Annotated in this window: 22 protein-coding genes, 1 tRNA gene and 1 pseudogene; 14 read left to right on the top strand and 10 right to left on the bottom strand. The window is 65.4% G+C overall.

The window, feature by feature from the left end; all coding sequences use genetic code 11:
* Window positions 1–3: 3 nt before the first annotated feature.
* Together OB905_08175 and OB905_08170 are read right to left on the bottom strand one after the other, a co-directional pair.
* The gene (locus tag OB905_08175) at window positions 4–1,356 is read right to left on the bottom strand and encodes an ABC transporter permease (GenBank protein ID MCU4925959.1); all 1,353 of its coding nucleotides are present in this window, start codon (window positions 1,354–1,356) and stop codon (window positions 4–6) included.
* Window positions 1,356–2,087: an ABC transporter ATP-binding protein gene (locus OB905_08170; GenBank protein ID MCU4925958.1), complete on the bottom strand. Its 732-nt coding sequence runs from the start codon at window positions 2,085–2,087 to the stop codon at window positions 1,356–1,358. Before OB905_08170 ends, OB905_08175 begins: the two co-directional genes overlap by 1 nt.
* Window positions 2,088–2,221: 134 nt before the next feature.
* On the opposite strand from OB905_08170, the gene rpiA reads away from it, so the two are divergent.
* Together rpiA and fni are read left to right on the top strand one after the other, a co-directional pair.
* Window positions 2,222–2,929: a ribose-5-phosphate isomerase RpiA gene (rpiA, locus tag OB905_08165; GenBank protein ID MCU4925957.1), complete on the top strand. Its 708-nt coding sequence runs from the start codon at window positions 2,222–2,224 to the stop codon at window positions 2,927–2,929.
* 98 nt (window positions 2,930–3,027) lie between these two features.
* The gene (fni, locus tag OB905_08160) at window positions 3,028–4,092 is read left to right on the top strand and encodes a type 2 isopentenyl-diphosphate Delta-isomerase (protein ID MCU4925956.1); all 1,065 of its coding nucleotides are present in this window, start codon (window positions 3,028–3,030) and stop codon (window positions 4,090–4,092) included.
* A 109-nt stretch (window positions 4,093–4,201) separates the two neighbouring features.
* On the opposite strand, the gene OB905_08155 is transcribed toward fni, so the two are convergent.
* Complete coding sequence (locus OB905_08155) at window positions 4,202–4,369, bottom strand: DUF1931 family protein (GenBank protein MCU4925955.1); 168 nt, start codon at window positions 4,367–4,369, stop codon at window positions 4,202–4,204.
* 233 nt (window positions 4,370–4,602) lie between these two features.
* Between OB905_08155 and larB the strand changes: the two genes are divergently transcribed.
* The 4 genes from larB to OB905_08135 all read left to right on the top strand — a co-directional run bounded on the left by larB (window position 4,603) and on the right by OB905_08135 (window position 7,969).
* Entirely contained in the window at window positions 4,603–5,364 is a 762-nt protein-coding gene (gene larB / locus OB905_08150) for a nickel pincer cofactor biosynthesis protein LarB (protein ID MCU4925954.1), read from the top strand.
* A gap of 411 nt (window positions 5,365–5,775) precedes the next feature.
* Window positions 5,776–6,024, top strand: a complete 249-nt coding sequence (locus OB905_08145; GenBank protein ID MCU4925953.1) for a GIY-YIG nuclease family protein — start codon at window positions 5,776–5,778, stop codon at window positions 6,022–6,024.
* A gap of 91 nt (window positions 6,025–6,115) precedes the next feature.
* Window positions 6,116–7,513, top strand: coding sequence for a phosphoglucomutase/phosphomannomutase family protein (locus OB905_08140; protein MCU4925952.1), 1,398 nt, complete (start codon window positions 6,116–6,118; stop codon window positions 7,511–7,513).
* An 84-nt stretch (window positions 7,514–7,597) separates the two neighbouring features.
* On the top strand, window positions 7,598–7,969 hold the full coding sequence (locus OB905_08135; protein ID MCU4925951.1) for a hypothetical protein: 372 nt from the start codon (window positions 7,598–7,600) through the stop codon (window positions 7,967–7,969).
* 29 nt (window positions 7,970–7,998) lie between these two features.
* Here OB905_08135 and cysE read toward each other — a convergent pair whose 3' ends face one another.
* The 3 genes from cysE to OB905_08120 all read right to left on the bottom strand — a co-directional run bounded on the left by cysE (window position 7,999) and on the right by OB905_08120 (window position 10,063).
* Window positions 7,999–8,508: a serine O-acetyltransferase gene (gene cysE, locus OB905_08130; protein ID MCU4925950.1), complete on the bottom strand. Its 510-nt coding sequence runs from the start codon at window positions 8,506–8,508 to the stop codon at window positions 7,999–8,001.
* Window positions 8,509–8,718: 210 nt separating this feature from the next.
* Window positions 8,719–9,387, bottom strand: a complete 669-nt coding sequence (locus tag OB905_08125) for a metallophosphatase family protein (GenBank protein MCU4925949.1) — start codon at window positions 9,385–9,387, stop codon at window positions 8,719–8,721.
* A gap of 76 nt (window positions 9,388–9,463) precedes the next feature.
* Window positions 9,464–10,063, bottom strand: a complete 600-nt coding sequence (locus tag OB905_08120; protein MCU4925948.1) for an IMP cyclohydrolase — start codon at window positions 10,061–10,063, stop codon at window positions 9,464–9,466.
* Window positions 10,064–10,170: 107 nt separating this feature from the next.
* Here OB905_08120 and OB905_08115 point away from each other — a divergent pair.
* The 3 genes and pseudogenes from OB905_08115 (at window position 10,171) to OB905_08105 (ending at window position 11,644) form a co-directional block, all read left to right on the top strand.
* Window positions 10,171–10,707 (top strand): annotated as a pseudogene (locus OB905_08115) (HNH endonuclease).
* A gap of 62 nt (window positions 10,708–10,769) precedes the next feature.
* Window positions 10,770–10,842: transfer RNA gene (locus OB905_08110), tRNA-Gln, on the top strand.
* A gap of 115 nt (window positions 10,843–10,957) precedes the next feature.
* Window positions 10,958–11,644 carry a rhodanese-like domain-containing protein gene (locus tag OB905_08105; protein ID MCU4925947.1) on the top strand — a complete coding sequence of 229 codons (687 nt, stop codon included), beginning with the start codon at window positions 10,958–10,960 and terminating at the stop codon, window positions 11,642–11,644.
* Window positions 11,645–11,666: 22 nt separating this feature from the next.
* Here the strand turns inward: OB905_08105 and OB905_08100 are convergent, their stop codons facing one another.
* Window positions 11,667–13,043: an NADH:flavin oxidoreductase gene (locus OB905_08100; GenBank protein MCU4925946.1), complete on the bottom strand. Its 1,377-nt coding sequence runs from the start codon at window positions 13,041–13,043 to the stop codon at window positions 11,667–11,669.
* A gap of 131 nt (window positions 13,044–13,174) precedes the next feature.
* Between OB905_08100 and OB905_08095 the strand changes: the two genes are divergently transcribed.
* The gene (locus tag OB905_08095; GenBank protein MCU4925945.1) at window positions 13,175–14,212 is read left to right on the top strand and encodes a zinc-dependent alcohol dehydrogenase family protein; all 1,038 of its coding nucleotides are present in this window, start codon (window positions 13,175–13,177) and stop codon (window positions 14,210–14,212) included.
* A 93-nt stretch (window positions 14,213–14,305) separates the two neighbouring features.
* Here the strand turns inward: OB905_08095 and OB905_08090 are convergent, their stop codons facing one another.
* The 3 genes from OB905_08090 to OB905_08080 are packed head-to-tail and all read right to left on the bottom strand — an operon-like array spanning window position 14,306 to window position 15,433.
* Window positions 14,306–14,569 carry a hypothetical protein gene (locus OB905_08090; GenBank protein MCU4925944.1) on the bottom strand — a complete coding sequence of 88 codons (264 nt, stop codon included), beginning with the start codon at window positions 14,567–14,569 and terminating at the stop codon, window positions 14,306–14,308.
* Window positions 14,570–14,571: 2 nt separating this feature from the next.
* On the bottom strand, window positions 14,572–15,186 hold the full coding sequence (locus OB905_08085; GenBank protein ID MCU4925943.1) for a DsrE/DsrF/DrsH-like family protein: 615 nt from the start codon (window positions 15,184–15,186) through the stop codon (window positions 14,572–14,574).
* Window position 15,187: 1 nt separating this feature from the next.
* The gene (locus OB905_08080; protein ID MCU4925942.1) at window positions 15,188–15,433 is read right to left on the bottom strand and encodes a sulfurtransferase TusA family protein; all 246 of its coding nucleotides are present in this window, start codon (window positions 15,431–15,433) and stop codon (window positions 15,188–15,190) included.
* 244 nt (window positions 15,434–15,677) lie between these two features.
* Here OB905_08080 and OB905_08075 point away from each other — a divergent pair, with 244 nt between their 5' ends.
* The 4 genes from OB905_08075 (at window position 15,678) to OB905_08060 (ending at window position 20,048) form a co-directional block, all read left to right on the top strand.
* Window positions 15,678–16,871 (top strand): MBL fold metallo-hydrolase, encoded by a 1,194-nt coding sequence (locus OB905_08075; GenBank protein MCU4925941.1) that lies wholly within the window; start codon window positions 15,678–15,680, stop codon window positions 16,869–16,871.
* Window positions 16,872–16,891: 20 nt separating this feature from the next.
* Window positions 16,892–17,449, top strand: coding sequence for a YeeE/YedE family protein (locus OB905_08070; GenBank protein MCU4925940.1), 558 nt, complete (start codon window positions 16,892–16,894; stop codon window positions 17,447–17,449).
* A gap of 1 nt (window position 17,450) precedes the next feature.
* A complete protein-coding gene (locus OB905_08065; protein MCU4925939.1) occupies window positions 17,451–17,912 on the top strand; it encodes a YeeE/YedE family protein in 462 nt (153 codons plus the stop codon).
* Between the two features lie 111 nt (window positions 17,913–18,023).
* Window positions 18,024–20,048, top strand: a complete 2,025-nt coding sequence (locus OB905_08060; protein MCU4925938.1) for a heavy metal translocating P-type ATPase — start codon at window positions 18,024–18,026, stop codon at window positions 20,046–20,048.
* Window positions 20,049–20,108 lie beyond the last annotated feature (60 nt).

The raw sequence follows: 20,108 nt of genomic DNA, 5'->3' as shown, positions 1-20,108 counted from the left end.
CGACTACTCGTAGCGTAGCGCATCGATCGGATCCGTTCTCGCCGCCCGCCAGGCGGGGTACAGCCCGGAGGCGACGCCGACGAGAACGCCGACGACGATCGCGAGCGCGACGTACTCGAAGGGATAGATCAGCGGGAGATCGATATACCAGGCACCGAGATAGCCCGCGACGAGGCCCAGTGCGGTCCCGAGAACGGCGCCGACCAGCCCGAGGATCACCGCCTCCGCCAGAAAGAGACCGAGGACGTCCCGGTTGCTCGCCCCAACCGCTTTCATGATCCCGATCTCCCGGGTTCGCTCGGTGACGGAGACGAGCATGATGTTCGCGATGCCGATCGAGCCCACGAGCAAGGAGATGGCGGCGATGCCGACGATGAAGTTCTGCAGCAGCGAGAGGATGTCCTGGAGCTGCTGGAGTAGCTCCGTGCTCGTCTGTAAGCTCACCACGAGTTCCTCCCCCAGAAATGCACTCGCGTCCGACTCGTCGCTCTCGAGGTACTCTGTGGCGGCGTCACGGGCCGCGTCGACGGCCTCGTCGTCGGCCGACTCGGCCTCAACGACAATCGCGGCGAAGCGAGCCTCTCCGTCCTGGCCACCCTCGCCGCCGCCCGCGTCATCGCCAGCACCCCCACTATCGTCTCCATTCACACCGTTCCCGTTGGCCGCGGCATCTCCACCGCCCGCCCCCGCGGCGCCCACTCCACCGGCGCGCTCGGTGTAGAACGGATCGAGGGGAACGTACAGTCGCGGCGAGTTCTCGAACCCTTCGAACGGGCTCAGCCCTTCTGACCCCTCGGTGATGCCGACGACCTCGACTGTCTCCTCCTCGCCGCCGACGAGTGAGACCGTCAGCTCGTCGCCGACCGTCACGTTCTCCTCGAACTGGCCTGCTGCGGCTGCGTTGAGCACCGCCTCGCGTTCTCCGGGATCGAACTGCCGACCCTCCGCGAGGGTTCCCTCGCGGACGTACGACGATCCCGTCGCGATCACCCCGTCGCCCTGTGGAACCTCCTCGTCGCCGTAGACGAGCCCCTGGGTTGGCACCGCGGTGTAGCCGTAGGCTGCCTCGACAGCCTCCAGCTCGTCGACAGCGTCCATATCGGACTCACTGAACACCGGCTGTGCTCCCGCTCCCGGGCCGCCCTCGATGTCCGGGTCTGCCGCCCAGCCGTAGAGGTTTCGCTGATCGTCCGGGCTCACGTCGCCGATGATCCCGGCCTGCAGGCTCGCTCCGAGCGTCACGAAGGCGATGACCGCAGCGACGCCGATAATTACCCCAAGTGCCGTCAGCCCGGATCGCAGCTTGTGGCCGCGAATCGAGCGCCCGGACAGACGCAGGTACTCGAGGAAACGCATCAGCGGTTCGCCTCCGGCTCCTGCCCACCGTCTTCGAGCTGTTCTATTCGCTCGATTCGCCCGTCGAGCAGGTGGACGATCCGCTCGGCTCGCTCTGCCACGTGGCGCTCGTGGGTGACGACGACCATCGTCGTCCCGCCGTCGTGAAACGCCGCGAAGAGGTCGAGCACCTGCGCCTCGGTCTCCGTATCCAGGTTGCCCGAGGGCTCGTCGGCGAGCACGATCGACGGCTCGTTTATCAGCGCCCGCGCGAGCGCCACTCGTTGGCGCTGGCCACCCGAGAGTTCCCGCGGCAGGTGATCGGCCCGGTCGGCCAGCCCCACCCGCTCGAGCAGATCGAGTGCCCGCTCGCGGCGCTCGGTTCGACCGACCCCGCGAAATAGCTGGGGCATCGCGACGTTCTCGACGGCGGTCAGCCGCGGCATCAGGTTGAACGTCTGGAAGACGAAGCCGACCTCCGTTCCTCGCAGCTGTGTTCGCTCGCCCTCACTCAGTGTGCCGACGTCTCGTCCGTCGACCTTGACCCGGCCCGCGGTCGGCGTGTCCAGGCAGCCGACGAGGTTCATCAGCGTCGACTTCCCGGAGCCACTCGGTCCCATGATCGCCGTGTACGACCCGCGATCGATCTCCAGCGAGACGTCGTCCAGGGCGTAGACCGGCTTCCCCCGGCGGTACGTCTTCGAGACGTGTTCGAGGGTGACCGCATGGTCAGTTCCCGACGGGCTCGTCATGCGGCTCCACTCCACACGCCCTCGCAAAAAGGTTCGTGCCTAACTGGGGCTCGTTTCGTCCAACTGCGCCACCCTGGCCCACCCGCCGGATCAGAGGTACAACGTTTTTGCCCCCGCCGCGCGCTCGTCGGGACATGAAACGGACGGGCGGGTCGGACGCGACAAAGCGCCGTGCGGGAGAGCGCGCGGCCGAGGACGTCGAGGACGGGTTCGTCGTCGGCCTCGGAACGGGATCGACGACCGCACATGCGATCAGCGCGATCGGAGAACGCGTCGCCGACGGGCTCGACGTCCGGGGAATCCCAACCTCCTTCCAGTCCCGGCAACTCGCGATCGAGTCTGGGATCCCGCTTACCTCCCTCGACGCGGTCGACGCCGTCGACCTGGCGATCGATGGCGCAGACGAGGTTGTCGACGATCCCGATGCGAACGCCCACGGGGTGCTTCGCAAGGGTGGCGGCGCCGCCCACACCCGCGAGAAGCTGGTCGACGCGGCTGCCGACCGATTCGTCGTCGTCGCCGACCCGACGAAGCTCACAGACCGCATTTCGGGGCCGGTTCCCGTGGAGGTGCTGCCGGCTGCTCACACGATCGTCGCCAACCAGGTGCGAGAACTGGGCGGCGAGCCCGACCTCCGGGCCGCCGAGCGCAAGGACGGGCCCGTGGTGACCGACAACGGCAACCTCGTCCTGGACTGTGCGTTCGGTGAAATCGCCGATCCGGCCGATCTGGCGGCTCGACTCGCTGCAATACCGGGAGTCGTCGAGCACGGGCTGTTCATCGATCTCGCAGACGTGACCTACGTCGGCACTGACGACGGCGTCGACGTCCGTCCATACTGATACAAAATTGCCGCCTCGTGCCCGTACGCGGCCGGGAGACAGGACGAAAGGACAGCTTTTCAACCGCGTACGCCAACCGCGCAAGTAGGAACCTATCGATGCCCGAAACGTCCGACCGGAAAGACGACCACATTCGTATCATCCAGGAAGAAGACGTCGAGACCTCGGGGACCGGTTTTGCGGACGTCGACCTCGTCCACGAGGCGCTGCCCGAGATCCATCGCGACGAGATCGACACGTCGACGACGCTGTTCGGGCACGAACTTTCCGCGCCGATCGTCATCGAGAGCATGACCGGTGGCCACCCCAACACGACGAAAATCAACCGTTCGCTCGCCGAAGCCGCCCAGCGAACAGGGATCGCGATGGGCGTCGGCAGCCAGCGCGCCGGCCTCGAACTCGACGACGAGGACCTGCTTGAGTCCTATACGATCGTCCGCGACGTCGCACCTGAGGCCTTCCTTTACGGCAACGTCGGTGCGGCGCAGTTACTTGAGTACGACGTCGCGGACGTCGAAGACGCCGTCGAGATGATCGAGGCCGACGCGATGGCGGTCCACCTGAACTTTCTCCAGGAGGCCGTCCAGCCGGAGGGCGATGTCGACGCCCGAGGCTGTCTCGCGGCGATCGAACGCGTCGCCGACGAGCTGTCGGTCCCGGTCATCGTCAAAGAGACGGGCAACGGCATCTCCGGGGAGACCGCCCAGCGGCTCGCCGACGCGGGGGTCGACGCCATCGACGTCGCGGGCAAAGGTGGGACGACCTGGTCGGGGATCGAATCCTACCGGGCCGCCGCGGTCGGCGCGGACCGCCAGGAGGCGATCGGCCGTCGGTTCCGTGCCTGGGGCGTTCCGACGGCGGTCAGCACGATCGAGGCCGCCGTGGCCCACGACTGCGTCATCGCAAGCGGCGGCGTCCGGTCGGGTCTGGACGTGGCGAAGGCGATCGCTCTCGGCGCCCGGGCCGGCGGCCTCGCGAAGCCGTTTCTCGGTCCTGCAGGCCAGGGAACCGACGCCGTCGTTGACCTGATCGAGACGCTCGAACTCGAACTTCGCACCGCGATGTTCGTCACCGGCTGTGAGACCGTCGCCGAACTACAGGCGATCGATCCCGTCGTACTTGGCCGAACGAAGGCGTACCTCGACGATCGCCGATCCGACTGAGCCTCGGGCTTGTTCTCTCGTCTCGTTGTGTGCCCGAGACCGCTCATCGACGTCGAACGCAGGAGCTACTCGGTGGTACGTCGTAAAAAATCGCTACTTGTGGCGTTCCTTACAGGTCGCGGGGCTGAACCGTCTTTCGGTCGTTAGCTTCGGCGCGTCGAGCGGCGTCGTCGAGGAGCTCCGAGACTTCCTCGTCGAGGGCGTCATAGAAGTCCGAGGCGACGTTCTTGTCATCGAGCGCTTCCTTCACGGCGGCTTTGACGATAAGGTCTGCCATACGCTGTGCCGATTCCTGTTTGGATAGTATAAACGTTGTGGTTGTACCGCCCTATATCGCTGCTGTAGCGGTCGAATCGCCCGTTCCGCCCCTCCCGATCACCAGAAAGTATATGTCGGAGCAATCCACGCCCCGCCGGAATCTCTGTTCTACAGACCCTCCGACGCTCGCGCGCGAGCACAGTTCGGGCCGTCTGTCGACGGATTCGAGTGCGTGGGTCGCCGATTGACGGTATGCGCGAGATCTTAGCGGCCGTCGCCGACGGCTCGCTCACACCGGCGGCAGCCGAAGCCAAACTCAGAGGGTACGTCGCCGACGAGGCCGGCCGGTTCGACGCCACACGGCGGGACCGTCGTGGCATTCCCGAGGCAATCTTCGCTCCTGGAAAATCACCGGAGCAGGTCGCCTCGCTTACCACCACGGCCCTCGAAGCGACCGAGCGCGCGCTCGTGACACGAATCGATCCCGAGCAGTTTGCCACTCTCGAGTCGACACTCGAGGCGAGCTATCCGGATGCGACGGTCGACCGCCGGAGCGAGGCTGTACTGGTCACAACGCCCGACGTCGAGCCGACCTCGCTCGACGCGACTGTCGCGATCGTGACTGCCGGGACCGTCGACGGTCCGATCGCCGACGAGGCCCAACTCGTCTGCGAGGACGCGGGGGCGACCGTCGACCGGATCGACGACGTCGGCGTCGCCTCGCTCGTTCGCGTTCTCGACCAGGTCGATCGGATCAGAGAGGCAGATGTCGTCATCGTCGCTGCTGGCCGTGAGGGAGCGCTCCCGACGGTGGTCGCCGGGCTGGTCGATGCCCCCGTCATCGGACTGCCAGTCTCGAGTGGGTACGGTTACGGTGGCGACGGCGAGGCGGCGCTTGCCGGCCTTCTCCAGTCCTGTACCGTCCTCTCGGTTGTCAACATCGACGCCGGTTTCGTCGCCGGCGCACAGGCGGTGTTGATCGCTCGGGCAATCGATGTCGCCAAATGCTGGTGAATAGTTTTGCCTTCAAAAAATAATATCTGCCAGTAGGAAACTCAACTGGTGATAGGGAGAAACCCAAACGGTGTTTGGCAAAGCACTTTTAGTACTATCCCGACTATCTCGAGCTACCGGCTCGTGCCGGATTCCCATGCCTACGTGTACCCACTGCGGCTCCCACGTGTCCGAACGCTTCGCCCGAGTCTTCGCCGACGAGTACGGTGAAGTCCACGCGTGTATCAGTTGCTCGGCGAACGCAGGTATCGCCGACGTCGCCAGAGAGCGGGCCGGGAACGCGTGACCCGCGCTGTGTGACGTCCGAATAGTTCCGTTCTTGGCCCCGATCCGGCTGGGCGGCCCCAACCCGCGCAGTCGACCCAGACCCGAACCCGATAGCTTTTCGACCGTCTCGGCGGACGAGTTCGTATGGCTCACCACGTCGTGTACGTTCTCTCGTGTGCCGACGACACGCTCTACACCGGCTACACGACCGATCTCGAGCGGCGCGTTTCCGAGCACAACGCGGGGACGGGAGCGAAGTACACACGGGGTCGAACCCCAGTCGAACTGGTCTACCACGAACGCTACGAGACGAAGTCGGCGGCGATGAGCCGCGAGTACGAGATTAAGCAGCTCTCGCGGCCGGCCAAAGAGCGCCTCGTCGGAGGCGGCTGAGCCGGAGTCGACGACCGTTCTACCCCTGGTGGCGCCGTCGCTCTCGTGTCACTGCCGCCGCTTTTTTCGCGCCGGCCGTAGAGATGGGGGTATGGCGCCGATTTCGTTTGGAACCGATGGCTGGCGGGCTCGCCTGGCGGAGTTTACCCAACCGCGGGTGCGAATGGTCGGACAGGCGGTAGCCTCGTACCTCCGCGAGGAGGGGCTTTCTGCCCCTGTCGCGGTCGGTTACGACGCCAGAGAGACCTCTCGGGGCTTCGCGGAGGACCTCTCCCGGGTCCTCTGTGCAAACGGCTTCGACGTCCGTCTCTCGACGCGTGATCGGCCGACGCCGCTGTTTGCTCACGCGATCGTCGACCGGGGCCTCTCCGGTGCACTCGTCGTCACCGCCTCTCACAACCCGCCGGCGTACAACGGGATCAAGTTCATCCCCGAGGACGGCGCGCCAGCGCTTCCGTCGGTGATGGACGCTGTCGCGGACAATCTCGCAGAACCCGACTCCCTCCCACCCGAGGAACACGGCACCGTTCGCGAAGTCGACTTCGTCGAGAGCCACGCCGAAGCGGCCCTCGATCGACTGGCGTCGATCACCGGAACCCGGGCACTCGACGGTGACGTGACAGTCGCCTACGACGCGATGCACGGCAGCGGGCGCGGGACGACCGACGCCCTGCTCGAACGCGCCGGCGTCGCAGTCGAGTGTCTGCGCTGTGAGCGCGACCCCGAGTTCGGCGGCGGCGCGCCCGAACCGGCCTCGGACAACCTCACGTCGCTTATCGAGCGCGTCACCGACGAGACGACCGATCCGACGCTCGGTATCGCCAACGACGGCGACGCCGACCGTCTCGCCGTCGTCACCCCGAAGCGGGGCTACCTCGACGAGAACCGATTTTTCGCCGCCCTCTACGACTACCTGCTCGAAGACGATTCGGGCGCCGCCGTTCGTACCGTCTCGACGACCTACCTGATCGACCGCGTCGCCGAGGCTCACGGCGAGACGGTCCACGAGGTGCCCGTCGGCTTCAAGTGGGTCGCGGCTGCGATGGCCGACCACGACGCCCTCGTCGGCGGCGAGGAGTCCGGTGGCTTCACCGTTCGGGGTCACGTCCGCGAGAAAGACGGCGTCTTGCTGGCGCTGCTCGCGACGGCGATGCACGCCGAGGAGCCCCTCGACGACCGCGTCGACCGACTGCTCGAGGCCCACGGCACCGTCGTTCAGAACAAGGTGAGCGTCGACTGTCCCGACGACCGGAAGGACGCGGTCCTCGATGCCCTCGCCGACGAAATTCCGGAGTCAGTCGCCGGAGTCAGCGTCGTAGACGTCAACACGGCCGACGGTTTCAAACTCCTGCTCGCGGACGGCTCCTGGCTGCTCGTCCGTCCTAGCGGCACCGAGCCTGTCCTTCGCGTCTACGCCGAGGGCGAGAGCGACGAGCGCGTTGCGGAGCTGCTCGCGGCGGGCGAAGCGCTGGTCCAACCGCTGGTGTGAGTCGCGGGGTTTCACGCTGATGCGAGTCGCGGGGTTGCAGGTTCCGGGCCGGTCGTTACTCACCTTCGTGCTCACAGTGTGTGTATGAGTGACGGCTCTCGACGGAACGAGGACGCAGCGTACACCGAACTCGGCGCCGATGCCTGGCACGAGAACGAAGACGGTGGCTACTACACCGACTGTCCCGCGTGTGGCTCGCCGGCCACACTGATGAACGTCGCCAAGCACGGTCGATGCAACGCCTCTCTCGGCCAGGTGTCAGCACACGATTCGAAGGAGGCACAGGGAGACTGCACGGCGAAACTCTGGCTAGAGCTCGGTCACGTCTCCGATTCCGACGCTGCGGTGACCGAGTCCGACGTCGAGCAGTCCCCTGACGCCGTCGCGACGGGGGACGGCGTTCCCGGTGAGGGCGCTCCGCCGGGGACGGATGAAACCGTAGACGAAGATCAGTAGTGCCAGAATGTAACGGCCGCCGGCGGTCGTCAATCGGCAGGCTCGGCCGGCACGCCCACGACCGTCGTCTCCGCTGGGACGTCCTCGATGACGACGGAGCCGGCTCCGACCGTCGCGTCCTCGCCGACCGTGATATCTCCGATCAGCGTCGCGTTTGCGCCGAGACGAACGCCAGCTTCGACCGTCGGGTGGCGCTTGACCGGCTCGTTGCGCTCTCCACCCAGCGTTACGCCGTGGTACATGTGGACGTCGTCGCCGATTTCGGCCGTCTCACCGACTACCACACCCATTCCGTGGTCGATGGTCACGCGACGACCGACCGTCGCTGCCGGGTGGATCTCGACGCCGGTCAGCAGTCGAACCAGGTGCGATACCACCCGGGCGAGCAGCGAGAACCCCGCGTTCCAGAGCTGGTGGGCGATCCGGTGGCCCCAGACCGCGTGGACGCCCGGATAGGTGAGTGCGACCTCGAGACACCGATTCGCGGCGGGGTCGCGCTCGCACATCGCCCGTGTGTCCTCACGCAGTCGCCGAAGCATTACTCGACCGAGCCTCCACAGTGGGCGAGGCGCTGCCGACGCCACGGACTGACCGAGCCAGCGCGCCGGACGTGACACCGGCCTCCGGCGCGGTGTGATCGCTCCCACTCGATACGCGCGGCGCAGCCGACGGCTTCCATAGCTGGAACTACCAAATCTCGGCGCCTAAAAGGTTCGATTCTGGCTCTTCACCGTCGCCACCGATCGCAACTACGCTCCCCTGGCGAGTCGGCTGCCGATTCGTGCTGGGAGGTCGGCCTCCGCAACCGCCTCTTGAACCGCCCCAACGTCGTACTCGACGCGGTGGGTCTCGACGGTCATCGCCGCGAGATCGACGACCGCGTAGGCCGCGCGCGGATCGCCGTCTCGGGGCTGACCGACGCTTCCCGGATTGACGACGATCCCCTCGGCGTATTTTTCGGCGTGTTGAACGTGAGTGTGCCCGAGCACGAGTACGTCCTCGTCGTCGAGTAGCCGTGCCGAGAACGCCTCCGGGCGAGTGTACCGGGTGTACCGATCGGGATCGTCGGGGTGGCCGTGGACGAGCTTCATCCGGCCGTCGAACTCGCGGCGCTCGGCCGGCAGTTCGGCCAGCCAGCGCCGCTGTTGCTCCTCCAGCACTCGCTGTGCGTACTCGAGTCCTGCGCGGGCCATGCCGTTGAACCGGAACGCCGAACCGTCGGCGACGGCGGCGTCGTGGTTGCCCAGCACCGTCGGCACGTCCCGCTCGCGGAGCTTGTCGACGCACTCTGCAGGCCAGGGGTTGTAGCCGACGACGTCGCCGGCACAGACTAGCGCGTCGACGGCGGGCATATCCGAGAGGACGGCCTCCAGTGCCGGCAGGTTACCGTGAATATCGGAGATGAGTCCGACTCGCATCGGTTCGGCGGTGGCTACGTTCGCGAGCCGTATGTATCTGGTCGCGCTCGAGTATGCGACCACTGGCTATGCAAACTCAGTTCGAACCGTTGTGAATCGCCGTCTCGAACCCGTCTGCGGTCCGGGAGACGCCTGCTGCACAGACTGCGTGGTCGAAGTCGGCGCCGTAGACTTCGCGTGCAGCCGAGTCGGCGTCCTCGGCTGCGAGATCGAATGCGTCCGGCGAATCGGCTTCGTAGGTCGCGACCAGCGTCGGCTCGTCGACCGTCTCGACGAGCAGGGCGTCCTTCCGAACGGTTCCGATCAGCGCCTCGCCGCCGTCGCCGATCGTCGCCGCGATGCGGGGCGTGTCGTAATCGTCTTTCTCGTAGTCGAGTGCGAGCAGGCTCGTCGCCAGCGCGTCCCGCGCCGGATAGCCCAGCTCGAGCTTCTCCGCGATCGGATCGACGTGTGAGCCGTTGCCGAACGCGGCGGCCTCGCCTGCGGGCGTCTCGACCACTCGCAGACAGTTGTACGAGACGTAGGGGTTGTCCGTCTCCGGGGCGTCTGCAGTGGGGCCGACGGTGAGCGCGTCCTCGCGGGCGCTAATCTCTCGGTTCGGAAACGATCGCGACGAGACGCGGTAGGCGCCGACATCGGGGCCGACGACGACGAAGCGGCCGACGTACGTTGACATACTCGAGCCTGCGCAACTCGCGGGAAAAGGCGTGTCGGTTCACGGTCGAGCGCTGTCGGATCGCTTCAGTCTCTACGTTTATATCGGATGACGCAGCCAACAACGGCGTGACCGCTGAGAAAGAGTGTCTCGACGCGCTCCAACGAGCCGCCGACGAACTCGGCGGGTCGCCGACGAAAGCCCAGTATGAGACACTTGGACTCAAACCAGCCTCGGCGACGATCATCCGGACGTGTGGCGGCTGGAACGCAGCGAAAGAGAGGGCGGGACTGGAGACCTCGTATTCGAGGGGGTCCCGTGTCGAACCCAAACCGGACGACGTCGACCTTCCCGACGACGTGTCGTGGGAGGAACTCACCGTCGACCAGCGGTGGCACTATCGGAACGCCGAGTGGAATACAGAGCGATCACTGCGGCGGCGAGCGCACCACCGAGCACGGGTCTATGCATACAAACGAGAACGGGGCTGTTCTCGGTGTAGCGAAGATGATCCACGATGTCTCGATTTTCACCACACCAACGAAGACGAAAAGGAGATGGCCGTCGGAAAGATGCTCTCCTACGGTTATTCGAAAGATCGAATCGACGCTGAAATCCAGAAGTGCACTATACTCTGTGCGAACTGCCACCGGAAAGAACACTACGAACGATTGCGGCCGTCGAAAAGCGATAAGGTTTAGTTGCCGACCCCCCTCGATTCGACTGCAGTCCATTAGGGTAGCGGCCAATCCTGAAGCCTTCTGGGGGCTTCGACCCTGGTTCGAATCCAGGATGGACTACTTCTCACATTTCATTTCGACCAACACTCCAGCCACATCTCCGACTTTCCACCCGAAACGAAGGGGTCTGAGACGCACCACAACACCTATGCAAAATCCGGCCCTCAACGTGTCTATGGATCGTCGTCGCCTCCTCGGTTCCGTCGGCGCTGCGGCGCTCTCACTGACGGCGGGCTGTACGGATGTCCTGAGCGGCGACGACTACCCAACCGATTCCTTCGAGGGCGAGACGGTCCCGCTCGCTCCCTTGGAGGACGTCTACGGGTGGTGGGACGCGGATGACGCCCGCTTCGTCGACACTCGGGGCCAGAATCAGTACGACGCCAGTCACGTGCCCGGGGCCGTACTGAGCTCTCCGTTCGGCGACGAGGAGGCCGATCCGACCGACGACTGGGATCGCGACGTCCGGATCGTCACCTACTGTGACTGTCCGCACTCGCTCGCGGTCCAACGGGCCTCGGCGCTCCTCTCGGAGGGGTTCGAGGACGTCTACGCGCTCGACGAGGGGTACCTGGCGTGGGAGGATGCCAACTATCCGGTCGCGAGCAACGATCCGGACGCGGCAACTGAATCGTACACGATCACCGGGACCGCAGATCCCGAACACGCAGGCGAGTACGTCCAGATTTCGACCGCTTCGGGAGATAACTACGAGATCGCGGCCATCGGCGACGACGGTAGCTACGAGGCCACGATTCGATTTCCCGACCTCACCCCCGAATCAGTGCTGGTGGTTCACGAACCCACCGACAGACGCGAGGGATCACTCGCCGAGTTGGGCGATAGCGTCACCGCTGTGTGAACGCCCTCCCACCGCCGCAGCCCTACTCGTAGGCTCCTTCTCGCTCTAACTCTCCGCGCCGTCTCAGGACGCTCGGCGTCCGGCAGATGCCGGGTGCGCCAGCCGCCTGCGGGACGGTGCAGTTGTTGCAGCTCTCACAGAGGACGCGCCGATCCGGTGCCGGACGGTCGTCTCCCGACGGGTCGCAGTCAGTCGTGTCGCTTTCCAGCAGCCGCGCTCCCAATCGCGGCTCGGCGTAGAACGGCCGGGCCATCCCGACCATCTCGCAAGCCGGCTCGGCGGCTCCCGTCGCTCCGCTGTCTGCGCCGAGCAGGCGGTCCATCTCGCCGCGTTCGCGGATTCCGCCCTCTGCGAGGACGGGAATTGAGACGTGCTCGCGCACCCGCCGGCAAAAGCCCTCGTTCCAGGCGGGTTCGAAATCATACTGCAGCGCCTCCAGTCGGTTTCCCGCGGCCACGAGCCGGCGCCGCACGGGCCCGCCGAAGGCGGCGTCGTACCCCTCCTGTAGCGCCTCGTTTTCCCAGGCCCGCTTCGGGTACTCGCCACGGACGATGCTCATGTCCCAGACGACCGACGCCTGCACCGGCACCACGGCGTCGTAGCCGATCTGCTCGCAGCGCCGGGCGATCTCGACGCCGTCTGCAAGCGAGAGCTTTCGGCTGACGAGTGGTGCCGGCGGTGCCGGGGTCTCTGCGGGCACCTTCGTCACCAGTGGGACGTCACCCGCGCGATCCCTAATCTCGTCGTGGACGACCGCGAGGAACGCGAGGCGGGCCTCCGGCGAGCCGCCGAACTCGTCCTCGCGCCGGTTGTAAAACGGCGAGAGGAACTGCTGGACGATCCCCATATTCGCCCCCGAGATGTGGATCCCGTCGTAGCCCGCCTCGACCGCGTACGCCGCCGACCGGCCGAAATCGGCTGCGAGCTCGTACACCTCTGCCGTCGAGAGGACGTGCGGGTCGTAGTCGAGGGCGCCGAGCCGATCCAGCAGGCGCAGCTGCCACGGCGGCCGCGAGACCGCGAGTTGCTGCAGGTCCGGACGCGCCTGCCGGTGTTCTGCGTGCCAGGTCTCCATGCTCCGGAGGCCGCCGTGCTCGAGTTGGAGGAAGATCTTCCCGCCGTGGTCGTGGACCCGGTCGGTGAGCCGCGAGAGCCGCGAGACGAACGCGGGATCGTGGACGCGGGTCATCCCCGGCGCAGCGCAGCCCCCCTCGCCGCGGACGATCGTCGCGCCCTGGAAGAGCAGCCCGACGCCCGACTCTGCGGCTGGTTCGAGGTCCGCGATCAGCGTATCGACGGCGTCCGGGCCGTTGCCTGCGCACTCGAGCAGCGGGGCGCGGTAGAGGCGGTTGGGAATCTCACAGCCGCCGATCTCGAGGGGGTCGTCGAGCGTGGCCATGCGATCGTGTGACGACGGGCTCGTACAAGAGCGTGGCGTCAGTTTGGACGGGCGTCGGTCTGGACCGCACGACTCGCCCGCCCGATCGCCGGGAGCGCATCGCTTTTGTCCGATCCGCCGGACGATCACGTATGCAAGCAGCCGTCTTCCACGGCGAGCGAGACGTTCGGATCGAGGAGGTTCCCGACCCAGAGATCGAGGAGTCGACGGACGCCGTCGTCCGGATCACCCACACTGCCGTCTGTGGCTCTGACCTCTGGTTCTACCGCGGCCAGCGCGAGTACGAGCCCGGCTCGCGGGTCGGCCACGAACCGATGGGGATCGTCGAGGACGTCGGCGAGGACGTTACCAGCGTTCAGCCCGGTGATCGCGTGCTCGCTCCCTTCTCGATCAGCTGTGGCTCCTGCGAGTTCTGTCGGAAGGGGCTGCATACCTCCTGTGCGAACGGTGGCGGCTGGGCCGGTACGGACGACGGCGCGCAGGGCGAGAAGGTCCGTGCGCCCCACGCCGACGGTACCCTCGTCCGCGTCCCCGACAGGTATGCGGACGACGAGGACGTCCTCGAGTCGCTGCTTCCGCTGACTGACGTGCTCTGTACCGGCCACCACGCCGCTACGAGCGCCGGCGTCTCCGCCGGCGACACCGCGGTCGTCGTCGGCGACGGCGCCGTCGGGCTCTGTGGTGTCCTCGCCGCCCGCCGGCTCGGCGCCGAGCGGATCGTCGCGATGGGCCACCACGAGGACCGCCTCGAGATCGCCCGCGAGTTCGGTGCGACCGAGACCGTCAGTGCCCGTGGCGAGGAAGCCGTCGAACGCGCCCGTGAGCTGACCTACGGCGGCGCGAACCACGTCTTAGAGTGCGTCGGCGCCGAGTCCTCGATGGAGACGGCCTTCGAGGTGGCCCGTCCGGGTGGGACCGTCGGCTACGTCGGCGTCCCCCACGGCGTCTCGGAGGCGTCCTTCCTCGGAACCGCCTTCGGCAAGAACGTCGCCCTCCGGGGCGGCGTCGCGCCAGTTCGGGCCTACATCGAGGAGCTGATGGCCGACGTCCTCCAGGGGACGCTCGACCCAGCACCGGTGTTTACGAAGACGGTCTCCCTCGAGGAGACGCCCGAGGGTTACCGCGCGATGGACGAGCGCGATGCGGTGAAGGTACTGATTCGGGTGTGAGGCTTGACAACGTCTCAAGAGCTGTCTGTTGTGTGTATTGGCGACTGACAGAACGGGAACCGATGCCGACGTTCTCGGCTATACGAAGGTTACTTAATCGAGTTTGACTCGGCCGTTAGACTCGACCGTCACGTCATAGCCGTGAAAGCGAAACGACACGCGGCTAGGACAGGTGCAGTCGCCGTCGGTAGCCGTCTCGTACAGCTGATCGAGTGCGGCCGGATCGACGGCTTCGTAGAGTGGCGGGTCGAGTGCAGTTGGATCGACACCCTCCGCGGCAGCGACTCGGTGAACGACGCGGAGGCTCGGCGTCGCACATATCTCGCCTGTCATCCACTTCTCGTTGGATTCAGTCATGGTTACACTAGAAGCTGCACATCGGAGTCTGCCATATGCTGGAGTGCGGTTGCCGCACCGACGCCCGTCGTCACACCGTCGTAGAAGTCATCTTCGTCGTAGTCCATCAACTCGATCGTCATCTGGCAGGCCTGCAGATCGACGCCCTGTTCGAGCGAGAGATCGATCAGTTCCTCGATCGTCGCCGTCCCATTCTCGTCGATTTTCTTTTCCATCATTCGCGTGGCCATCCGGTCCATGCCGGGAATCGCGGCGAGGGCGTTCGGGACCGGCATATTCGGGTTGCCAACGGCAGAGAGCTTGAGGTTCTTCGATTTCTCCTCGTGGAGAATGTCGAGTCCCCAGAACGTGTGGAAGACGACGACATCCCAGCCGAAGGCGGCGGCCGTGCTCCCGAGGATTAGCGGGGGATACGCCATGTCAAAGCTCCCCTGCGTGGCGACGATGGTCATCTTCTTCTCATCCGAACCTGCGTCGCTGTCTATAACTGTCTGCTCGAGTTCGTCGACGCGCTCGCGCAGTGCGTGCAACTCTGCGGCGTCGACGTCGGGGGTGGGATCGGAATCGGCGTCAGCGGTAGCGTCGTCGGCCGACGCTGGTTGGTTGTCCGTGCTCATGTTACGCCGTCTTCTTGACGTAGTGGGTGTAGCGGTCGTCGCCCTCGACCTGATCGAGGAGTTCGACTCCACTGGTACCGTCCGCCCAGCCCTGAATGTCGCTCATACTGCCCGAATCGGTCGCCACGACTTCGAGCACCTCGCCGGCGTCGAGCTCATCGACTGCCTGCTTGGTCTTGATGATGGGCATTGGGCAGGACTGTCCTTTCACGTCGAGGGTCTCCGCGGTGTCGTATTCCGAACTCATAGGTTATCTCTGTGCTCTGTATTGGAGCTATCACACAATATCGGGTGCTGGCATAAAAGGATATCGATTATTGCACTGTATGCGAACACCTGCGTCTCGCCAGAAATCTCCACACCTGCTCGAACACACTCAAACATGCTCTGGGGGCGTTTTATCCTTTCCACCTCGTTATCTATATTGTGTGGTTGGGGAAATACCATGCAAATGTTTAAGGGGACAGAGCCGGTACTGAGCAATGTACAACATGGACGAGATGAACTTTCCAACGCCGGATGTCGAAATCGAATCGGTGACGCCGGCCGAGATGAAAGGACGAATCGACGCAGGAGAGGATGTCGTGCTGCTCGACGCGCGGATGGAGTCAGACTACGAGGAGTGGCGAGTCGACGGCGAGACCGTCGAGTCGATCAACGTGCCGTACTTCGAGTTCTTAGACGAGGAGATCGACGAGGATGTTCTTGCACAGATTCCGGACGACGAAGAAGTCACGGTCCTCTGTGCGAAAGGTGGCGCCAGCGAGTTCGTCGCCGGATCGCTCAAAGAACAGGGTTACGACGTGAACCACCTCGAAGATGGGATGAACGGCTGGGCGCGCATCTACGAAGCCGTCGAGGTCGAGGACTACGACGGCGCGGGCTCACTCATCCAGTATCAGCGCCCGTCCTCGGGGTGTCTCGGGTACTTCGTCCACGACGGTGACGAAGCGGCCGTGATCGACCCGCTTCGGGCGTTCACTGACCGCTATCTCGCAGACGCCGCCGAACTCGACGTCGACCTGAAATACGCGATCGACACGCACATCCACGCAGACCACATCTCGGGTGTTCGAACCCTCTCCGAGGAAGGCGTCGAAGGCGTCATCCCTGCAGCGGCCGTTGACCGCGGCGTCACCTACGCCGACGATCTAACGGTGGCCGACGACGGCGACGAGTTCCAGGTCGGTGACGCCACCATCGAGACCGTCTCCACGCCCGGTCACACGTCCGGGATGACCTCGTACCTGATCGACGGCGAACTGCTCGCGACCGGCGACGGGCTGTTCGTCGAGAGCGTCGCCCGCCCCGATCTGGAGGAGGGTGACGAGGGCGCTGAGGACGCTGCGAAACAGCTCTACGAGTCACTGCAAGAGCGCGTGCTCTCGCTGCCCGACGACACGCTCGTCGGCGGCGCCCACTTCAGCGACTCGGCCGTGCCAGCCGACGACGGCACCTACACGGCACCGATCGGCCAGCTCGAAGCGGATATGGCTGCCCTGACGATGGACGAAGCCGACTTCGTCGAGGTGATCCTCGCGGACATGCCACCACGACCAGCCAACTACGAGGACATCATCGCCACCAATCTCGGCCAGCAGGCTGCTGACGACGAGGAGGCGTTCGAACTCGAACTCGGTCCGAACAACTGCGCCGCCAGCCAGGAATCGCTGGCCGGTGACTAACACAATCTTCCACCAGCCGAATGGTATCTGAACTCTTCGCGCCGGCGCTGTACGAGACGCTGTTCCCTGTTGGGATTAGCCGGTACGCCGTTGGCGGACTGCTCGTCGGTCTCGGTGCTGTCGTCATCTACCTCGGCACCGGCATTCCAGCCGGAGCGAGTACGTTCCTCGAGTCGACGCTGTCGTACGTGTCGGACCAGTCGCGGTTCCAGCAGTACGTCAGTTCGCGCGACTGGCGCGTCGTCTTCACGCTCGGGATCATCGGGGGCGCGTTCGTCTACGCCCTGACCGTCCAGTCGGGACTGGTCTCGACTGGCCTCTACGAGTCCGGGGCAACCGGCGAGTTGTACGAGGTCGGCGGGATCACGCTCTGGCTCACCGAGGTCCAGCCGTGGCGGCTATTCCTCGGCGGGATCCTGGTCGGAATTGGCACCCGAATCGGGAAGGGGTGTACGTCGGGCCACGGCGTCTGTGGCGTCGGCTCGGCATCGAAGACGTCTATCGTCGGCGTGATCACGTTCCTGCTCGTCGCGATCGGCACGGCCCAGGTCGTGATGGCGCTGGGGGTGACTCCATAGTATGAGCCAGCAAAGACATCCCCTGTTCATACCGCTAATCTTCGTCGGCGGCCTGATCTTCGGGTTCGGCCTCGGCTTTAGCCACATGGCCCGCCCCGAGGTCGTGTTAAACTTCCTGCAGTTCGAGGACTTCGGGCTGTTGTTCGTGATGGGCGGCGCGGCGGTCGTCACCGGCATCGCCTTCGCACTGGTGCCCCGACTGTTCGACCGCGCGCCGCTGACGGGCGACACCTACGGCCGACGGCTGAAGTCGTTCGATCGCAACGTCCTGATCGGCGGCGCAATCTTCGGCGTCGGCTGGGGCCTGTCGGGAATCTGTCCCGGTGCAGCCTACGCCAGCCTGGGCGTCGGCAACGTCACGATCCTGTGGGCACTCGTCGGCATGTTCGTCGGCGCGTACCTCCAGGGTGTCTGGCGCAGCCACCGCGCAGCGTCGGGAACGTCCCCCGCAGGCGCCGACTGACCGCTTTCCTCCCCTCTCGACCACCACGAACCGCACGTCCTCATCTCGGGCAAATTTCCACGTCCGTCAACCCACGTGAACGCTTATGCACGACGGTTCCCAACGATTCGTATGGAGGCGTCATCGAGTTCTACGTCGCTTGCCGACCAGTCGGCGGCTCTGACGGACCGGCTGGGGGTTCGACGGCAAGCGGTGTTCGTCGTCCTGACGTTTCTCGGGATGACGAGCGGACTCCTCGGCAGCTGGTTCGGCGCACCCTCGTCGGTCGTCTGGGCCAGTTACGCGATCGCCTACGTCTTTGGCGGCTGGTACGGGCTCAAAGCGAGTATCGCAGCGATTCAGGTGCCGGAAGTGGAGATCGACCTCCTGATGATCGTCGCCGCACTCGGCGCACTCTACATCGGCGCCCCGTTCGAGGGCGCGATGTTGCTGTTCCTGTTCTCGCTGTCGGGCGTTCTCGAAGAGTACGCGATCGGGCGCTCGCGAACCGCCATCAAGTCGCTGGTCGAGATGCGTCCGGAGTCGGCACAGATCCTCCGCGACGGGACGGAAACGACGACGCCGATCGACGATGTCGCGATCGGCGACGTGTTCGTCGTTCGACCCGGGGAACGACTGCCCCTCGACGGCGTCGTCGAGTCCGGCGAGAGTACGGTCGATCAGTCATCGCTCACCGGCGAGTCCGTTCCGGTGACGAAAGAACCCGGAGACGAGGTGTTCAGCGGGACGATCAACGAGACGGGCAGTCTCGAGGTACGGGTCACGCGGGAGGCCACGGAGTCGGCGATCTCACGCCTCATTCAGATGGTCGAAAAGGCCCAGGAAAAGCGCGCGCCGACCCAGCAACTCATCGATCGCTTCGAGCAACCCTACGTGCTGGGGGTCTTCGCGATGACGGCGATCGCGATCGCGCTGCCGCTCTGGCTACTCAATCACGCGTTCGAGCCGACCTTCTACCGAGCGATGACGCTCATGGTCGCCGCCTCCCCCTGTGCGGTCATAATCTCGACGCCGGCGGCCGTCCTCTCCGCGATTTCGGCCGGCGGCCGACAGGGCGTCCTGTTCAAAGGAGGCGAACACATCGAGACGGCGGGGAACGTCGACGCCATCGCCTTCGACAAGACAGGGACGTTGACCGAAGGCAACACGCGGTTGACCGACGTCCGCGCTCGCGAGGACGCCCTATCCACCGACGGCGGTGCGGTCGGCGGCGACCTGCTCGCAGACACCGCCCTCGAGCACAACTCGCTGGCCGACGATCGGCTGCTCTCGATCGCGGCGGCCGTCCAGGGTCGGTCGGAACACCACCTCGCCGAGGCGACCGTTGAAGCAGCCCGAGAGCGCGACCTCGAAGTCCCCGACGCCAGCGACTTCGAGGCGGTCGTCGGCAAGGGTGTCCACGCGACCGTCGACGGTCAGACGATCCACATCGGCAACCCACGGTACGTCGAAACTGTCCTCGGCGATCGGCTGATCGACGGCCGCGAAATCGGCCTCGACGCCGTCCGCGACCTCGAGGCCAACGGGAAGACCAGCGTCCTCGTCGTCAGCGAGACTGCCGATGGCCTACGCGTCCTCGGGTGGCTGGCGTTCACCGACACGATCCGGCCCGACGCGGCCGAGATGATCGCAAACCTCCGCGAACGCGGCGTCGAACAGATCGTCATGCTGACGGGTGACAACGAACGGGTGGCTCAGTACATCGCCGAGGAACTCGGGATCGACGAGGTGTACGCAGAACTCCTCCCCGAAGAGAAAGTCGAACACATCGAGGCGCTCCAGGAGCGCCACGAGGCCGTCGCGATGGTCGGCGACGGCGTCAACGATGCCCCCGCACTCGCGACGGCCGATATTAGCGTCGGCATGGGCGGGGCCGGAACCGACGTCGCGCTCGAGACGGCCGATATCGTGCTCATGTCGGACAAACTCGATCGGCTTCCCTACGCGTTCGCGCTCAGCAAGGAGACGCGACGCACGCTGTACATCAACTTCGCCATCGCGTTCGGCGCCATCGCGATCATGATCGTCGCGATCCTCACCGCGGGAATCCCGCTCCCGGTCGCCGTGGTCGGCCACGAAGGATCGACCGTCCTCGTCAGCCTGATCGGTCTTCGCCTGCTCCGGTTCGACGGATGAGGACGCGGGGACACGATCGTCTCGCCCGAGTGCAAATGCGTGCACTCTTGTGACTACCGC

The organism is Halobacteria archaeon AArc-dxtr1 (assembly GCA_025517425.1).
GTDB lineage: Archaea > Halobacteriota > Halobacteria > Halobacteriales > Natrialbaceae > Halostagnicola.
The sequence above is the reverse complement of the archived record's forward strand: the minus strand, read 5'-3'. Positions and strand labels throughout refer to the sequence as shown.

Excerpts from the sequence above, each read along its gene's own strand:
- OB905_08175 (MCU4925959.1), bottom strand. The coding sequence starts at position 1,356 with ATGCGTTTCCTCGAGTACCTGCGTCTGTCCGGGCGCTCGATTCGCGGC.
- OB905_08170 (MCU4925958.1), bottom strand. The coding sequence starts at position 2,087 with ATGACGAGCCCGTCGGGAACTGACCATGCGGTCACCCTCGAACACGTC.
- rpiA (MCU4925957.1), top strand. The coding sequence starts at position 2,222 with ATGAAACGGACGGGCGGGTCGGACGCGACAAAGCGCCGTGCGGGAGAG.
- fni (MCU4925956.1), top strand. The coding sequence starts at position 3,028 with ATGCCCGAAACGTCCGACCGGAAAGACGACCACATTCGTATCATCCAG.
- OB905_08155 (MCU4925955.1), bottom strand. The coding sequence starts at position 4,369 with ATGGCAGACCTTATCGTCAAAGCCGCCGTGAAGGAAGCGCTCGATGAC.
- larB (MCU4925954.1), top strand. The coding sequence starts at position 4,603 with ATGCGCGAGATCTTAGCGGCCGTCGCCGACGGCTCGCTCACACCGGCG.
- OB905_08145 (MCU4925953.1), top strand. The coding sequence starts at position 5,776 with ATGGCTCACCACGTCGTGTACGTTCTCTCGTGTGCCGACGACACGCTC.
- OB905_08140 (MCU4925952.1), top strand. The coding sequence starts at position 6,116 with ATGGCGCCGATTTCGTTTGGAACCGATGGCTGGCGGGCTCGCCTGGCG.
- OB905_08135 (MCU4925951.1), top strand. The coding sequence starts at position 7,598 with ATGAGTGACGGCTCTCGACGGAACGAGGACGCAGCGTACACCGAACTC.
- cysE (MCU4925950.1), bottom strand. The coding sequence starts at position 8,508 with ATGCTTCGGCGACTGCGTGAGGACACACGGGCGATGTGCGAGCGCGAC.
- OB905_08125 (MCU4925949.1), bottom strand. The coding sequence starts at position 9,387 with ATGCGAGTCGGACTCATCTCCGATATTCACGGTAACCTGCCGGCACTG.
- OB905_08120 (MCU4925948.1), bottom strand. The coding sequence starts at position 10,063 with ATGTCAACGTACGTCGGCCGCTTCGTCGTCGTCGGCCCCGATGTCGGC.
- OB905_08105 (MCU4925947.1), top strand. The coding sequence starts at position 10,958 with ATGGATCGTCGTCGCCTCCTCGGTTCCGTCGGCGCTGCGGCGCTCTCA.
- OB905_08100 (MCU4925946.1), bottom strand. The coding sequence starts at position 13,043 with ATGGCCACGCTCGACGACCCCCTCGAGATCGGCGGCTGTGAGATTCCC.
- OB905_08095 (MCU4925945.1), top strand. The coding sequence starts at position 13,175 with ATGCAAGCAGCCGTCTTCCACGGCGAGCGAGACGTTCGGATCGAGGAG.
- OB905_08090 (MCU4925944.1), bottom strand. The coding sequence starts at position 14,569 with ATGACTGAATCCAACGAGAAGTGGATGACAGGCGAGATATGTGCGACG.
- OB905_08085 (MCU4925943.1), bottom strand. The coding sequence starts at position 15,186 with ATGAGCACGGACAACCAACCAGCGTCGGCCGACGACGCTACCGCTGAC.
- OB905_08080 (MCU4925942.1), bottom strand. The coding sequence starts at position 15,433 with ATGAGTTCGGAATACGACACCGCGGAGACCCTCGACGTGAAAGGACAG.
- OB905_08075 (MCU4925941.1), top strand. The coding sequence starts at position 15,678 with ATGGACGAGATGAACTTTCCAACGCCGGATGTCGAAATCGAATCGGTG.
- OB905_08070 (MCU4925940.1), top strand. The coding sequence starts at position 16,892 with ATGGTATCTGAACTCTTCGCGCCGGCGCTGTACGAGACGCTGTTCCCT.
- OB905_08065 (MCU4925939.1), top strand. The coding sequence starts at position 17,451 with ATGAGCCAGCAAAGACATCCCCTGTTCATACCGCTAATCTTCGTCGGC.
- OB905_08060 (MCU4925938.1), top strand. The coding sequence starts at position 18,024 with ATGGAGGCGTCATCGAGTTCTACGTCGCTTGCCGACCAGTCGGCGGCT.